Origin of the sequence: Pseudomonas sp. Fl5BN2, from assembly GCF_009908205.1 — a bacterium.
Lineage (GTDB): Bacteria > Pseudomonadota > Gammaproteobacteria > Pseudomonadales > Pseudomonadaceae > Aquipseudomonas.
The window spans coordinates 50783-65641 of the sequence record NZ_JAAARL010000025.1 but is presented as its reverse complement, the minus strand read 5'-3'; the positions used below and the strand labels follow the sequence as shown (position 1 = coordinate 65641).

Here is a 14859-nt window from a genome sequence, read left to right as displayed (position 1 = left end):
TGGATAACCTGCCTGAGAATTCGGAAACGGTTGAAGAGAACGTCCTTGTTTCAGATGCAACCTTTCAGGGGCGGCGTAGTGCCCGAGCGTCGAACTGCCGCCCGCCGACAGGAACGCCAGGGACAGTGAACCCGCCAGGGCTCCCGGCAGCCTGGAAACGCTAAAACATCCGCCCCCAAGGGGCTGACATGGGAAGCCGGGACAAGGCCCGGGCCCTGTCCCGGAGTGGTGCCACGCAGCGCGCCGGCCCAGGTGCCGGCGCAGATACAGGGCCGTCAGGCGGGGTCAGAGACGCCGTTGGCGCTTGAGCTGGGGAATGGTGGTGGCGGGTATTTCCAGGCGCGGCGACGAGGGTCGGGTGTTGGCCGCCAAGGCCGCCAGGGTCGGCTGGCTGAACAGCAGCCGGGCATCCGCGTGCAGGCCTTCCTGGCGCATCCGCGCCACCAGGCTGACCGCCAGCAAGGAATGCCCGCCCAGCTCGAAGAAGTGGTCGTGGCGCCCCACTCGCTCAACCTGCAGCACCTCGGCCCAGAGTCGCGCCAGGATGGTTTCCAGCGGGCCTTCGGGGGCTTCGAACGCCCGGCTCAACACCGCGTCTGCCCCGGGCTCCGGCAAGGCCTTGCGATCCAGTTTGCCGTTGGCACTCAGGGGCAAGGCTGCGAGCCGCACAAAGGCCGCCGGCACCATGTACTCCGGCAGGCGCTCGAGGACATGGGCACGCAAGGCCTCGATGCCAGGAACCACGACGCCATCGTGCAGGCTGAAATAAGCCACCAGGCGCTCTTCGCGCATCAGCACCGCCACCTCCCGCAGGGCCGGATGGGTCGCCAGCCGCGCCTCGATTTCCCCAAGCTCCAGGCGCAGGCCCCGCAGCTTGACCTGGAAGTCGTTGCGGCCGAGAAACTCGAGGTTGCCGTCGGCGCCGTAACGCACCAAGTCGCCGCTGCGGTACAGCCGGTCACCGGCGACGAAGGGGCTGTCGATAAAGCGCTCGGCCTGCAACTGCGGCAAGCCCAGGTAGCCTCGGGCGACCCCGATGCCGCCGATGTACAGCTCACCGCTGACGCCCAGTGGCACCGGCTGGGCATGGGCATCCAGGACATACAGACGGGTATTGGTAATGGCCCGGCCAATCGGCAGCTGGATCGGCGGCACCGGCGCCCCGGGCTCCAGGGTCCAGGCGCTGCTGTCCACCGTGGCCTCGGTGGGGCCGTAGACGTTGTGCAGGCGCACCTTGGGCAGGCGTTGCTGGAACAGCCGAGCGATGGCTTCGGTGAGTTCACCGCCACCGCAGAACACATCGGTGAGGCTATGGCACAGGCTGACCTCCGGCAGTTGCAGGAACTGCAAGAGCATCGCCGGCACGAACTTGATCATCGTCACCTGCTGCTCGCGCACCAGCTGCGCCAGGTAGGCCGGATCGCGATGGCCGTCGGGGCGCGCCAGGAGCAGGCGCATGCCGTTGACCAGGGGCCAGAACAGCTCCCAGACCGAGCCGTCGAAACTGCAGGGGGCCTTTTGCAACAAGGTGCCCTGCTCCGCGCCCGGACACAGCTGCGAGCTCCAGTGCATCAGGTTGCCCAGGCCGCGGTGCTCGACCATCACCCCCTTGGGCTGGCCGGTGGAGCCCGAGGTGTAGATCACATAGGCCAGGCTCGAGACGTTCAACCCCGGCACCAGCGGATCGTGCTGCGGCCCCTGGTGCCAGGTGCTGCGGTCGAAATCGATCAAAGGCACTGCCGACGTCTCCAGCAATGCGCGGGTCGGCTGATGCACCAGCACCGCCAGCGGCTGGCTGTCCTGCAACAAGTAGTGCAGGCGTTCCGCCGGGTATTCCGGGTCCAGGGGCACGTAGGCGCCGCCGGCCTTGAGGATGCCCAGCAGGCCGATCACCAGCTCTGGGCTGCGCTGGACACACAGCCCCACCCGCACATCCGGCCCCACGCCTTGCCCACGCAGGTGATGAGCCAGTTGGTTGGCTCGCCGGTTGAGCTGCTCATAGCTCAGCCGCTGCTCACCGGCCTGCAGCGCAATGGCCTGGGGCGTGCGCCGTACCTGGGCTTCGAACAGCCCATGCAGGGTCAGCTCGCGAGGGTAGTCGGAGTCACTGGCGTTGAACTCCAGCAACTGCTGCCGATACTCCGCCGTCGACAGGATCGACAGGCTGTCGAGCGCAGTTTGCGGCGCCTGTTCGAGGGCCTCGACCAACCCCTCAAGGGCAACGGTCAGGTAACCCAGCAGACGCTGCGCGCCGACCCGCCGAGGCGCCCGGGTGCCCAGGCGAAAGCCCGGTTCCAGGTCGTCCACCGCAAGCATCAGCGGATAGCTGAGCACTTCTTCGCTGCTCAGCAGCGCCACTCCCGGCACCCCTTGCAGCAGCGCGTGTGCGTCGCCAGCCACGTTGTGCCGGTAGTTGAGCAAGGCATTGAACAACGGGGTCGGCGCGGCCACCCCGCTGCAACGCTGAGCCAGGGACAACGGCGCGTGTTCGTGGGCCAGCAGTGCACTGAGGCGCTCCTGGGTCTGGCGCAAGCCGGCGGCCACCGTCTGCCCCGCCAGCTCCAGCCGCAGCGGCAAGGTGTTGATGAACATGCCCAGCGCCTGATCGGCGCCCGGCCCGGCCTGCAAGCGGCCCAGCAGTACGGTGCCGAACAGCACGTCCTCGCGGCCACTGGCGCGGCCCAGAACCAGGGCCCAGGCCAGGTGAAACAGGCTGGCGGCACTGACCCCGAGCTGGCGCACCTGGGTCCGCAGGCGCTGGCTCAGGCTGGCGTCCAGCAGCGCGCCGGCCACTTGATGATCCAACACCTGCCCCGGCCGCTCCTGCAACTCGAAGGCCAGGGTCGGCTCGTCCACCTGGGCCAGGTACTCACTGAAGAACGCGGCATGCGACGCCTGCCCCAGCCGTGTGCGGGCCACGTAGTCGCGGTAGGCAAAGGCCGGCGCCAGCAGCGGCGGCTGACCGCCCATATGGGCAGCGATTTGCGCCATCAGCACGGCGGTTGAAGTGGCGTCGTTGACCAGATGATGAAAGCGCAGCATGGCGATCCAGCGCTGGTTGACCCGGTCCTCGGCCCAGGCCAGGGCCAGCATCGGTGCCTGGCGAATGTCCAGCGGGCGCTGGCGTGGATCGTAATGCGCGCGCAATTGCTCGAGCACCTCGCCGCCCGCGGCTGGCGGCAGCCACTCTTCCACCGGCAGCCGGGCCTCGCGCCAGACCACCTGCACCGGCTGCTCCAGCACTTCCCAGACCAGGCTGGTGCGCAGGATGTCGTGGCGCTCGATCACCGCCTGCAGGGCTTGGGCGAAGGCGTCCAGGTCCTCGCGACGGGCGCAGGCGAACAGCGCGTGCTGCTGGTAAGGGTCACGTTCGGCAAAAGTCATGTGGTGGTAGAGCAGGCCTTCCTGCAGCGGTGCCAGGGGGTAGATTTCCTGCACATTGGCGGCGCCGCCAGGAACCGTGGCCACCACCCGGTCGATGGCGTCCTGGTCGAGGTCCACCAGGGCCAGCATCTGTGGGGTAATTCGCGAGCACCCGGCGGGCACCCGGTTGGCCGGGATCGCCAGTGGCTGATGAGCGTCTACCGCAGCGGCCAGGCTGGCCAGGGTCGGCTGGCCGAACAGCACCCGCACATCGGCCGCGAGGCCCGCCTGGCCCATTTTCTGGATCAGTTGCAGGGCCAGCAGCGAATGCCCGCCCAGCTCGAAGAAGTGATCGTTGCGCCCGACCCGCTCGACCTGCAGCACCTCGGCCCACAGCGCAGCCAGGGTGGTTTCCAACGGACCCAGGGGCGCCTGGTATTCGCGACTGATCAAGGCCTGCGGCCCGGGCGCCGGCAGGGCCTTGCGGTCCAGCTTGGCGTTGGCGGTCAGGGGCAAGGCGTCGAGTTTCACGTAGGCCATCGGCACCATGTAGTCCGGCAACTGCTGGCGCAGGTAGTCCCGTAGCTGGGTGATCGGCAGCTCCTGGCGGGCGCTGAACCAGGCCACCAACTGACCGTCGCGGACCTGGACCACCGCTTCCTGGAGGGCCGGATGGGCCCCCAGGCGGGTTTCGATTTCTCCCAGCTCGATGCGCTGGCCGCGGATCTTCACTTGATCGTCATTGCGCCCCAGGTATTCCAGGGAGCCGTCCGCCAGCCAGCGGGCCAGGTCGCCGGTGCGGTACAGGCGCGCCCCAGGCTGAGCACTGAAAGGGTCGCGGAGAAAACGTTCGGCGGTCAGTTCAGCGCGGTTGAGGTAACCCCGGGCCACCCCGCTGCCACCGACATAGAGCTCGCCGGCGACCCCAATCGGCACCAGGCGTTGCTGGTCATCCAGCAGGTACACCCGGGTATTGGCGATGGGCCGGCCGATATGCAGGACCTGCCCCGGCTCGATGGCCCCGGAGGTGGCCACCACCGTGGCTTCGGTAGGGCCGTAGTTGTTGATCACCTTGAAGCGCTGCTGGCCGGGCAACTGGCGCAGGCGCTCGCCACCGATCAGCAGGGTACGCAGGGTTGGATGGCCAAGCTGCTGGCTGAAGGCGTACTCGGCCACCGGCGTCGGCAAAAAGCTCACCTGCAGGGGCTGGGCCCGCCACCAGGCGAGCAGGCTGTCGAGGTCTTCGGGGCCGTCGCTGACCGGCGCCAGGTGCAGGGTCGCGCCGACGCACAGGGCCGGCCAGACCTCCCAGGCCATGGCATCGAAGCCAAACCCGGCAAGGCTCGAAGTGTGGCTGCCCGAATGCAGGTCGAAGGCCTGGCAATGCCAGTCCACCAGGTTCGACAGGCTCTGGTGTTCCACCATCACGCCCTTGGGCAAGCCGGTGGAACCCGAGGTGTAGATCACATAGGCCAGGTGCTGCGCCGTCAGCCCCGCCACCTGGGGATTGTCTGCCGAGCCCTGGGCCCACAGCGGGCTGTCCAGCTCGATCAGTGGCACCGCCAGGGCCGGCAGGCGTTCGCGCAGCTTCACCTGGCTCAGCACCGCCACCGGGGCACTGTCTTCCAGCAGATAAGCCAGGCGCTCTGGGGGATGGGCCGGATCCAGAGGAACATAAGCGGCCCCGGACTTGAGGATCGCCAGCAGTCCCACCAGGGTTTCCAGGCTGCGCCGGGCAATGATCGCCACCCGATCGTCAGGGCGCACGCCGAGCGCCTGCAGGTGCAGTGCCAGGGTATTGGCCCGCTGATTGAGCTGCGCATAACTCAGTGATTGCCCCTGGGCCATCAGGGCAATGGCCTGCGGGGTGCGCTGGGCCCAGGCCTCGACCCGGGTGTGAATGCGCGGCTCGTCAGCCAGCGGCTGGTCGGTGGCATTCCATGCTTGTAGACAGGCATCGGCAGCGCTGGTCAGCAACGAGAACCGCTGTACCGCCAAGGCAGTGTTCTCCAGCCCCTGTTCCAGCACATGGATCAGGCAGGCCGCCAGGGCCTCGATTTCGTGGGGCTGGAAAAACGCCGAGTCGTAGACGTAATGCATCCAGGCGCTGTCATCGAAACTGTTGCTGCGCAGGTGAATCGCCAGGGGCGTCGGCTCATGGCGGTTGGAGACCTTCACCGACGAGGCCTGCGCCTCGCCGTAGCGGTAGTCCAGGTCCTCCAGTTCATAGGACAGCGACAATTCGAACAGCTGCCCTCGGTCCTCTCGCAGCAATCCGAGGGTGCGATTGAGTTCACTCAGGGGAAAACGCTGGTGGCGGAAATCCTGCTTCAACACATCCCGTACCGCCACCACCAGGGCTTCGAAGGTCAGCTCGCGGCCAAAATCCATGCGCACCGCACTGACCTGGGTAAAGGAGCCCAGGGTCACCTTGAACGCAGCATTCGGTCGGTTGAGCACCGGCATGCCCAGGACCCATTCGTCGCGCTGCCCGGCCCGGGTGAAATACACATGCAACGCCGCCAGCAGCACATGGAAGGCCGAGGCCCCGGCGCTTTTGCCCAGGGCCTTCATCCGTTCATGCAGGGCTGCGGGGAAGGCCTGCACCAGGGTCGCACCGGGGGTCGTGGCGTCCTGGGACGGGCGATAGCGCGGGCGCAGCAGCGGCTCCGGCAAGGTGCGGTATTTGTCCAGCCAGTAGTCCCGGTCCCGGGCGTAGCGATTGGACTGGTGGTAGCGGGCGTCATCCTCGATGAAGTCGATAAAGGACGGCGCCGAGGCCTGCGGTTCCTCGTTCTGCACCAGGGCGCTGTAGAGCCCCCCCAGAGACTGGGACAGCTGGGCGAAGCCCCAACCGTCGAGGATCAAGTGGTGGGCCTCGACTTCCATCAGGTGATGGCTGGGGCTCAGGCGGAACAACGAAAAACGGCACAGGCGCTCGCCGCTGAGCTTGAATGGCTGCTGCATCTGCCAGCGAATCCGCGCCTGGGCGGCGGCCAGTGGATCGCTCTCCTGCGACAGGTCATGGAATTCCAGCTGCACCGGCCACTGCCGGTCAAAGTACTGCAAAGGCAGGCCATCATCACTGCCCTCAAGGGACAGCACAGTGCGTAGCACATCGTGCTTATGCACCAGCAACTCCACCGTGCGCTGCATCAGTTCTGGCGTGAAGGGCCCCTGAAGGTCCGCATAACCGCCAATGTTGTACAGCGGCGAGTCGCCACGGCTCAGTTGGTCAAGCCAGATATCGCGCTGCCCGGCAGTCAGTGGCAGGCCTTGGTTCGACAACGCTGCGACGTTCATGAGCACCCCCGGACCGGGCATGCGGCGGATTGCGGGCAGTGGATGGCAAGGGTGGCTTGCGCGGCGAAGGCGCCCACGACAGTGGCAGAAAAATGCGTCATAAGGTCCTTCTCAGGTGATGGTCCGGGCACCGGCGTTCGCGGATTTAAGCATCGGCCCCGGGGCCTGTATGTCACCCGAAACCCGGACAGTCCACGGGGTGCCCGGAGCCTGGCAAGCCCCCGATGGAACGCGGGCCAGGGGCCTGCACCCAAGCTCCCGTAGCACCTGCTGATCTGCTGAATCAGCTGTAGGAGATTGGCTATCCGTACACGACGCTCCTGACCTGCCCGGCCCCTCTTCGGGGACCCGGACCTATCGCTGATTCAGTGCCTTGCAGCACCGCGAGGACGAACACCTGCGGGCCCGAAAGGCCTGTTGGAGGGCCATTGCCCAAGCCCCGCCCAAGGCTCTGGCATGGCCCTTGTGTCCCGGTTTCCCCCTACAGACGTGAAGTAAATGCTTGGGATTAAATCAGACTTTTCCTACAGGCTAGGTTCATCAGGAACCTGCCCCAGGCCGCCGTGGCAACCGCGCTTCGATCAGCGATTTGTCTTGATCAAGGATGATAAGGATATGAGTCTGACCAGCAGTATCGCCAACATGGGAACCCCGAACTTCTACTTCGAACTGGGGCAGTTGATCTCCAGCACCGGCCACGCTCAATTCGCCAGCAACATGCTGCAACTGGTGGACAAACTGGTACCGGTGAATCCATTGCGGCTCAGCGAATGGACCCTCGACGAACACCAGGCCAGCCCACTGGAAATCACCCTGCTGGGACGCGCCGGATTGCACGAGGATGTGCCACTGCCGGAGCCCCCGCGGCGCCATGATCCGCTGCTGCACAAGATACTGGAAATGGACGAATCGCTACTGATCCAGATGAATGCCCAGGCCCACAGCGGGCATCCGCGCAACTCCCCGCACCAATGCCACCTGGTCTCGCGCAAAGCCAATCGCCGCTGTGTCATCACCCTCTACCGCGAGCCCACCCAGGGCGGTTTCTCCCTGGCAGAACTGTCGTTTCTCAAGAGCCTGTCGGAAACCCTGCTGCCGCTGCTGGAGCGCCACGCCCAGTTGCATCGGCAACAAGCCCTGAAAAACCTGCGCAGCTGGAACCCCCGGCCGCTGGACGCGCGTCAGCAGACCCCCTTGCAACGGGAGTTCGACGAACGCCTGTCCCTGGGCGACATCAGCCTTTCAGCGCGGGAAAAAGAGGTGTGCCTGGGACTGTTGACCGGGGGCACCGTGCCGGAAATGGCCGAGCGCCTGAGCGTCAAGAACAGCTCCGTCGAAACCTACCTCAAGCGCGCGGCCACCAAGCTCGGGGTCAGCGGCCGCCACGGACTGGCCAAGTGGATGGTCGGCGCCTGAGGCGCGGCTCCGCATCGCTTGTCGCCCGCCATCAGGCTGTCCTTGTCACGAGGCTGATCAATGCGTAACTCCCCACTGCACCTGGCGGCCCTGGCCCTGGCCCTCGGCGGCTGCTCGCTGATCCCGGACTACCAGCGTCCCGCATCACCGGTGGCCCCGCAGTACCCGCAAGGCGCGGCCTACGCCCCGGCCAGTGGCACGGTCGGGGCCGACTGGCAGGGCCTGTTTCAGGACCCGCTGTTGCAACAGCTGATCCACAGTGCCCTGGAGAACAACCGCGACCTGCGGGTCGCGGCGCTGAACGTCGCGGCCTACCAGGCCCAGTACCGCATCCAGCGCGCCGACCTGCTGCCGGCGGTATCGGCCAGCGCGTCCGGCAAGCGCCAGCGCCTGCCGCAATCGGTGACCGGTAGCAAGGCGATGATCAGCTCCAGCTATTCCGCCAACCTGGGCATCAGCGCCTACGAGCTGGATTTTTTCGGGCGCATCCGCAGCCTCAGCCAGCAGGCGCTGATGACCTACCTGTCCAGTGAGCAAGCCCGGCGTAGCGCGCAGTTGAGCCTGGTGGCCAATGTCGCCACGGCCTACATGACCTGGTGTGCCGATCATGAGTTGCTGGAGCTGACCCGCAAGACCCTGGCAGCAGACGAACAGAGCCTGCGCCTGACCGCGCGCAACGGCAGTGCCGGCAAGGTCTCGGCACTGGACGTGGCCCAGGCCCGCACCAGCGTCGACAGCACCCGTGCCAGCCTGGCCCGCTACCAGCGCCAAGTGGCCCTGGACCTGAACAACCTGACCTTGCTGGTGGGCGCACCGCTGCCCTCAAGCCTGCCAGAACGCGGGCTAGCTGAGGGCATGCTCGCCCAAGTACCCGCCGGGCTGCCTTCGAACCTGTTGCAACGGCGCCCGGACATTCTCCAGGCCGAGTACCAGCTGCAAGCCGCCAACGCCAATATCGGTGCGGCGCGAGCGGCGTTCTTTCCCAGCGTCAGCCTGACCGCCAGCGCCGGCAGTTCCAGCAAGGAGCTTTCGGGGCTGTTCAAGAGCGGCTCCGGTGGCTGGATCTTTCAGCCACAGATCAACCTGCCGATTTTCAATGCCGGCAACCTGCGGGCCAGCCTGGACTATTCGCGCCTGCAGAAGGACATCAGCGTGGCCCAGTATGAGAAAGCCATTCAGACCGCCTTCCAGGAAGTCGCCGACGGCCTCGCCGCGCGCCAGACCTACCAGCAGCAACTGAGCGCCCAGCACAACCTGGTGCAGGCCAGCCAGGACTATTACGACCTGGCCGAACATCGCTATCGGATCGGCGTCGACAGCAACCTGGTGTTTCTTGACGCCCAGCGCTCACTGTTCAGTGCCCAGCAGGGCCTGATCAACGACCGGCTGGCGCAGTTGCTGGCCGAGGTCAATCTGTACCAGGCCCTGGGCGGCGCGTGGGGCGAAGTGCCGGGGCTGGCACTGTCACAGCAGCGACCCTGAAACCGGGAAGGCGAAGCAAGAAGGAGGAAGGAGGAGTAACAGCAAGCGGACGGATCGTCCTGAGGGGTGTTGAACGCTGAAAAGCCGACCCGGCCAGCCAAGGGCAGTAGGCAGAATTGAGGCCGGGCGGGCAGGTGCCGCGATGTTGCAGCCCGCCCTGACCAGTGACCGCCATTCAGCGTGTTGCCTGTGGTACCTGGCCGGGCGAACGGGACAATCTTAGGCAGCCGCCCCATCAGCGTCTGTAAGAAAATTCTGAATGCAGGACATCCCATGTCTCGGGATAACCGCAGATTAAACAGCGTCCCCAAGAAACAGGATGAACCACCCCCACCTCATCGCCAGCCTAACGGACGAGAAACTGTCAGCCTGCGTGGCGCAGCGAGCGGGCATCCGCATCCAGCCCCCGTTGTACGTACCAGGACAGGGGCAGCGTCAGCAACAGGGTCACGGCTAGCGCCATCACCGCCAGGGGAATGCCGGTGAAGTCCCCGAGGCTGCCGAACAGTATCGGGGCCAGCGCCCCGCCGCCGATGGTGCCGGTGTAGAACAACGAGAACGCCTGCTCGCGCTTGTCGGCGCCCGCCAGGTCCGGTACCGCGCCATACAGCACCGATGAGGTGCCATTCAGGGCCAGCCCCAGCAGCGGCAACATCAGCATCAGGCCGCCATAGGGCAGGAACAGCGCCAGCACGATCAGGCTCGCGGTGCTGAACTCGGTGAGCCACACGGTCTTCATCATGCCGATGCGCACCCCCAGGTAACCGCAGAGCAACTTGCCGAACGCACCACCGATAAACAGCAAGGTCAGGGCCAGGCCGATACCCGCGGTGCCGGCGCCCTTGGCCTTGAGCAGAAACGGCAGGAAGGTCAGAAAGCCCATGCGCACGGCACTGTCCAGAGTGCCGGTGAGGATCAGTGCCCGCAGTCCGCTGGCGGAACCCTGGCCCCTGGACGCCTTGAGATTTTTTTCCCGCAACGCCGAGGTACTGCTCCGGGGCGGAATCAGCCACCACAGCAACAACGCGGCGGCCAGGCCCAGGAGTCCGATCAGGGTGACACTGGCGCGCCAGCTGATCAGCGTCAGCAACAGCCCTACCAGCCCGGGGATCAGAGTCTTGCCGATATCACCGGCAAAGTTGTATTGCGCCAGGGCTTGCTTGACCCCGCCAGCGGCTTCGTGGGTGTCGCTGATCAGCGAGGACGCCAGTGGGTGCTGAGTACTTGCCCCCAGGCCGCCGAGCAGCAGCGCCAGGAGCAGCATGCTCAAGCCTGTGGCCTGCCCCACCAGCAGATAGGCCAGGCCAGCCAGGGCGGTGCCGCCCACCAGCAGACGCTCACGCCCCCAGCGCCTGGCTGCGCGGCCGGCCAGCAGTTGGCAGCCGGCCATCATGGCCGAGTAGGCACCGCGCAGCAGGCCGATCTGCGCGTAGCTCATCGCGAATTGCGCCTGCCAGATCGGCAGCAGCACATAGATCACATCGGTGAGGCCGTCATGCACGGCATGGGCACTGCAAGCGGCCAGCAACGAGCGACGACGCACGGTTGCAGCGGCGGGTAAGGCTGGATGTTGCGGATCATTCATCGGATTGGCCGGCGGCTGAGGAAAATCAAGGTCGGGGGGCATCCACCCCGCGGGTTACTGGGTCGCTGATTCGTGGATCGCGGGGGCCTGAATCACTGCGCTCGTGGCTGGCCGAGCCTTGCGGCGCGCCAGGCCGCCAGCCGCTCCAGGCGATCAACAGCGACAACACCTGGAAAACCACGATCAACGCCACACAGCCCTGCCAACCCCAACGGCTCCAGAACAGTGACGGGAGCACGGCGCCGAAACTGCCCCCCAGGTAGTAACAGGTCAGGTACAGCCCCACGGCACCAGCTCGGTTGTGCCGGGCGGTGGCGGTGGTAAAGGCGTTGGCGGCGGCCTGGGCCAGGAACACCCCTGTGGAGCTCAAGGCCAGCCCCAGTACGATCAGCCACAGCGAGGGCAGCAGGGTCAGGAACGAACCGCAGACACCCAGCAGCGCCGCGACGATCAGCAGTTCGGCTTGCGGGCGGGACTGGCTCAGGCGCCCGGCGACGGGAATCACCACCAGCGCCAACAGGAACACTGTGTAGACACTGCCGAGGGCCGCAGCTCCCAGGTTGAATGGCGCCTGGCTGAGGTAGAGCCCGGCGTAGGTAAAGGTGGCCACTTGCGAGAACAGCACGCAAAAACCCACGCCGTAGGCCGCCAGCAAAGGCCTGCGGCATAGCTCACTCAGAGCGCTCAGCGGCTTCGGCGTGCTTCTGCCGACCCGCGCAGGATTGCCCGGCAGCAGACGGTGAATGGCCAGGCCGATCAGCAGGCTCAAGCCTGCCAACAGGGCAAAGGCCTCACGCCAGCCCAGGTACTCGGTGATGACACCGGTGACGAAGCGTCCGGCAAAACCGCCGAGCACAGTGCCCGCCACATAGAGGCTGGTGATTTCGGTGACAGTGCCTCCGCTCCAGCGGTCGCCGATATAGGCGACGCTGGTGGCGAACACCACCGGGATCAGCATGCCCTCGATAAAGCGCCAGGCCAGTAGCTGGGCAAAGCTGCCGGCACTGGCCGCCAACCCCGCCGGTAGCGCCAGCATCAGCGCGGCCAGCACAATCACCGAGCGCGGGTCGAAACGGCCGGTGAAGCGACTGACAAAGGGCGCGGTCATGGCCACCGCCAGGGTGGTTACGGTAATGCTCCAGCCGGCCTCTCTGAGGCTCACTTGAAAGCTCTGGGCGAGCGCCTGAAGAATGCCCTGGGTCGCATACAGGTTGAGAAAGGCCGCGCAGCCACACAGGAACAGGGCAATGCGAGCACTATGCGCAGGTGGATTCATGAAACCTCTCGTGTCTGACCAAGAGCCTTTATAAAATACCCCGCAGCGCCAAGACCAATACCGATTTTCGACCGATCAATACCCAGGGAACAGGATGCTCGATCTACGCCGATTGCGTTACTTTCTGACTGTCGCCGAAGAGCTGCATTTTGGCCGTGCGGCCCTGCGCCTGCACCTCGCCCAACCACCGCTGACCCGGCAGATTTCAGCATTGGAAGCGGAACTGGGTTTCCGTCTTTTCGACCGCACCAGCCGCACCGTCGCCCTCACCGCCCAGGGCCGGCACTTCCTGCCTTACGCTCGGGCAGTGCTGGAACAGGTGGACCTGGCCCAAGCCATTGCCGGCAAGCTGGCCGCCGGCCGTGCCGGACAACTGGCCCTGGGGTATGCCAGTTCGATCGCCCTGTCGGACCTGTTCAGCCAGGCCATCCAGGCCTTCGCCCAGCGCTTCCCGGACGTGCAGCTGACCCTGGTGGAAGGCGCCTCGGTTAGCCAGTGGTCACAGATTGTCGACGGCCGTATCGACATCGGCATGAGTCGGCTGCCGCCCCCCAGCGAGCAGAGCGAAATCCAGGCCCTGTCCCTGGGGGACGAACCGCTGGTGGCGGCCATCTCCAGCGACAGCCCGCTGGCGGCCCGGGACCGGGTGACCCTGGCCGAACTCAGTGAGTATCCGCTGATCCTGTTTCCGGCCGACTATGGCTCAGGGCTCAACGAGGCGATCGAACAACTCTATCGGCGCCACGGCCTGCCCCTGCGCCCTGGCCCCAGCGGACGGCAGATCACCTCGATCATCGCCCTGGTCGCTGCCGGCCAGGGTGTTGCCCTGGTTCCCCACTGCACCCAGACCCTGGCGAAGAAAGGCGTGAGCTATCGGTTGCTGGCGGACCCCGGCGCCACCGCGCCACTCTTGGTGTTGACCCGCCGCCAGGGACGCAGCCTGCTGGTGGAGGCCTTCATGGCGGTGATTGACGAGTTGCAGCAGCTGTAGTCACAGGCTTATCGAGGCGTCCGCGCGAGCGCGGGTGCACCCTAGTGAATGGCTGTTCCAGCGTTGACTTTCCCCGGCCGCAAAAACTTGTGCTTTCGCCTCAGTTCTATACTGAAAGTAGGGAAGCAACTTCCCTTTCATCAACACAGAGGTGATGTGATTGGGCTGGAATCGTAACGATGGCAAGCAATACCAAGGCAAGTCTTTCAAGGTACTCGTTTCATCCAACGAGTTACTGGAAATAGAGGATTACATCGATCACTTCCTACGCACCCGCGGGTATGAACTCTCAAAGGCCAACAGGGACAAAATCAGCGCAAGACTCAAGAGCCTCCCCGATAGGCATCACCACGCCCTCAGCGAGCTGGATCATTGGCTCGACACTCAATTCAGCGGGTAGCGACCCAGTACTGGCTGGCAGGAAAGCAAGAGGCATGTTCGAGTGAAATAGGTGTGGCTCCACTGTAAACCACCAAGCCCGGTGCAGAACCGGGCTTTTTTGTGATGGGTCGCTCTCGGTGAGTCAACATTTCACTTTGGATACACGGATTTCCGTGTGCTCCCTAATAGCAGGGCGTAGGATTGTCCGAGATTGATCCGCTACTTCGCTCTGGGGGAGGCACTGAAATGAAGTCGAGTTACTTCAAAGTTATCTTGGTGGCTACAGCGCTGCTTCTGAATGCATGCTCTGCGGCGCCAACGCACTCTTGTTTCTCAGATAGCTGCAAACTTGGCGGCGGTTACTCGAAGCAGAATGTAGGCGGTGGTGGGGCTGCGCTGAGCAACAGCTACAACCAATACGGCTCTTCGCTACTGCATGACTGAGGCAACGCAGAAACACCTGTGTAACGCCCCTCTGGCCTTTTGAGCGTTACCAGATGGCCTGATAGACACACCCCCTAGTCCGGCCCAGCGCCGGGCTTTTCGTGTCAGGCCTTGTCCGGAATATCTTCGCCCTCCTCCCCAAACCGATTCGCGGTCAAGAGCCGTTCCCGGCTAACCCTTCAGAACGGATGATCGGCGAGTCCGGCGCCGACAACTGAGGAGGCATGACACGACCGTCGATCTTGTCTTTGCTGGTTGGTATCACTGCAGCAATGATCTCAAGGCCGGAGGTACTTCGACAACTTTGTGCGTCTCCGGGGACATGCAAACGTGCGCCAGACGGGCAACGAATGCCAACACCTCTGATCCGAGACAGCCCTCCACTGAAAATGAGAAAGAGTGCTCCCCGACATTCGAAACACTGTAAGCGTCTGTCCAATACACCCTGCGTAATGAAACTGACCTTCACTGGGCTGAAATCGCAATCGCAACGTCGGGGATGCCTTAAGCGCAGATGGACGTGCGCGTCGTGAGCAGTGAAGTCGAAGTAAGAGCAATGAAGGTAAGACAGATGTGGCCATGCCCGCCGCGAACTTGCCCGTTGCTCTACAACCCTAG

General features: G+C 64.9%; 6 protein-coding genes. 3 read left to right on the top strand and 3 right to left on the bottom strand.

The annotated features are described in order from the left end of the window. Positions 1-285 precede the first annotated feature (285 nt). Entirely contained in the window at positions 286-6666 is a 6381-nt protein-coding gene (locus tag GV819_RS27765) for a non-ribosomal peptide synthetase (protein WP_161759230.1), read from the bottom strand. A 615-nt stretch (positions 6667-7281) separates the two neighbouring features. Here GV819_RS27765 and GV819_RS27760 point away from each other — a divergent pair. Beyond that, positions 7282-8082 carry a helix-turn-helix transcriptional regulator gene (locus GV819_RS27760; protein ID WP_161759229.1) on the top strand — a complete coding sequence of 267 codons (801 nt, stop codon included), beginning with the start codon at positions 7282-7284 and terminating at the stop codon, positions 8080-8082. Positions 8083-8142: 60 nt separating this feature from the next. Further along, positions 8143-9564, top strand: coding sequence for an efflux transporter outer membrane subunit (locus GV819_RS27755; protein WP_161759228.1), 1422 nt, complete (start codon positions 8143-8145; stop codon positions 9562-9564). Positions 9565-9928: 364 nt separating this feature from the next. On the opposite strand, the gene GV819_RS27750 is transcribed toward GV819_RS27755, so the two are convergent. Continuing rightward, positions 9929-11149 carry an MFS transporter gene (locus GV819_RS27750; protein ID WP_161759227.1) on the bottom strand — a complete coding sequence of 407 codons (1221 nt, stop codon included), beginning with the start codon at positions 11147-11149 and terminating at the stop codon, positions 9929-9931. A gap of 25 nt (positions 11150-11174) precedes the next feature. Continuing rightward, positions 11175-12425, bottom strand: a complete 1251-nt coding sequence (locus GV819_RS27745) for an MFS transporter (protein WP_161759226.1) — start codon at positions 12423-12425, stop codon at positions 11175-11177. A 94-nt stretch (positions 12426-12519) separates the two neighbouring features. On the opposite strand from GV819_RS27745, the gene GV819_RS27740 reads away from it, so the two are divergent. Beyond that, on the top strand, positions 12520-13416 hold the full coding sequence (locus GV819_RS27740) for a LysR family transcriptional regulator (protein WP_161759225.1): 897 nt from the start codon (positions 12520-12522) through the stop codon (positions 13414-13416). Positions 13417-14859 lie beyond the last annotated feature (1443 nt).

What these genes read in the sequence shown, in the direction of transcription:
- GV819_RS27765 (WP_161759230.1), bottom strand. Translation starts at nt 6,666, where the DNA reads ATGAACGTCGCAGCGTTGTCGAACCAAGGCCTGCCACTGACTGCCGGG.
- GV819_RS27760 (WP_161759229.1), top strand. Translation starts at nt 7,282, where the DNA reads ATGAGTCTGACCAGCAGTATCGCCAACATGGGAACCCCGAACTTCTAC.
- GV819_RS27755 (WP_161759228.1), top strand. Translation starts at nt 8,143, where the DNA reads ATGCGTAACTCCCCACTGCACCTGGCGGCCCTGGCCCTGGCCCTCGGC.
- GV819_RS27750 (WP_161759227.1), bottom strand. Translation starts at nt 11,149, where the DNA reads ATGAATGATCCGCAACATCCAGCCTTACCCGCCGCTGCAACCGTGCGT.
- GV819_RS27745 (WP_161759226.1), bottom strand. Translation starts at nt 12,425, where the DNA reads ATGAATCCACCTGCGCATAGTGCTCGCATTGCCCTGTTCCTGTGTGGC.
- GV819_RS27740 (WP_161759225.1), top strand. Translation starts at nt 12,520, where the DNA reads ATGCTCGATCTACGCCGATTGCGTTACTTTCTGACTGTCGCCGAAGAG.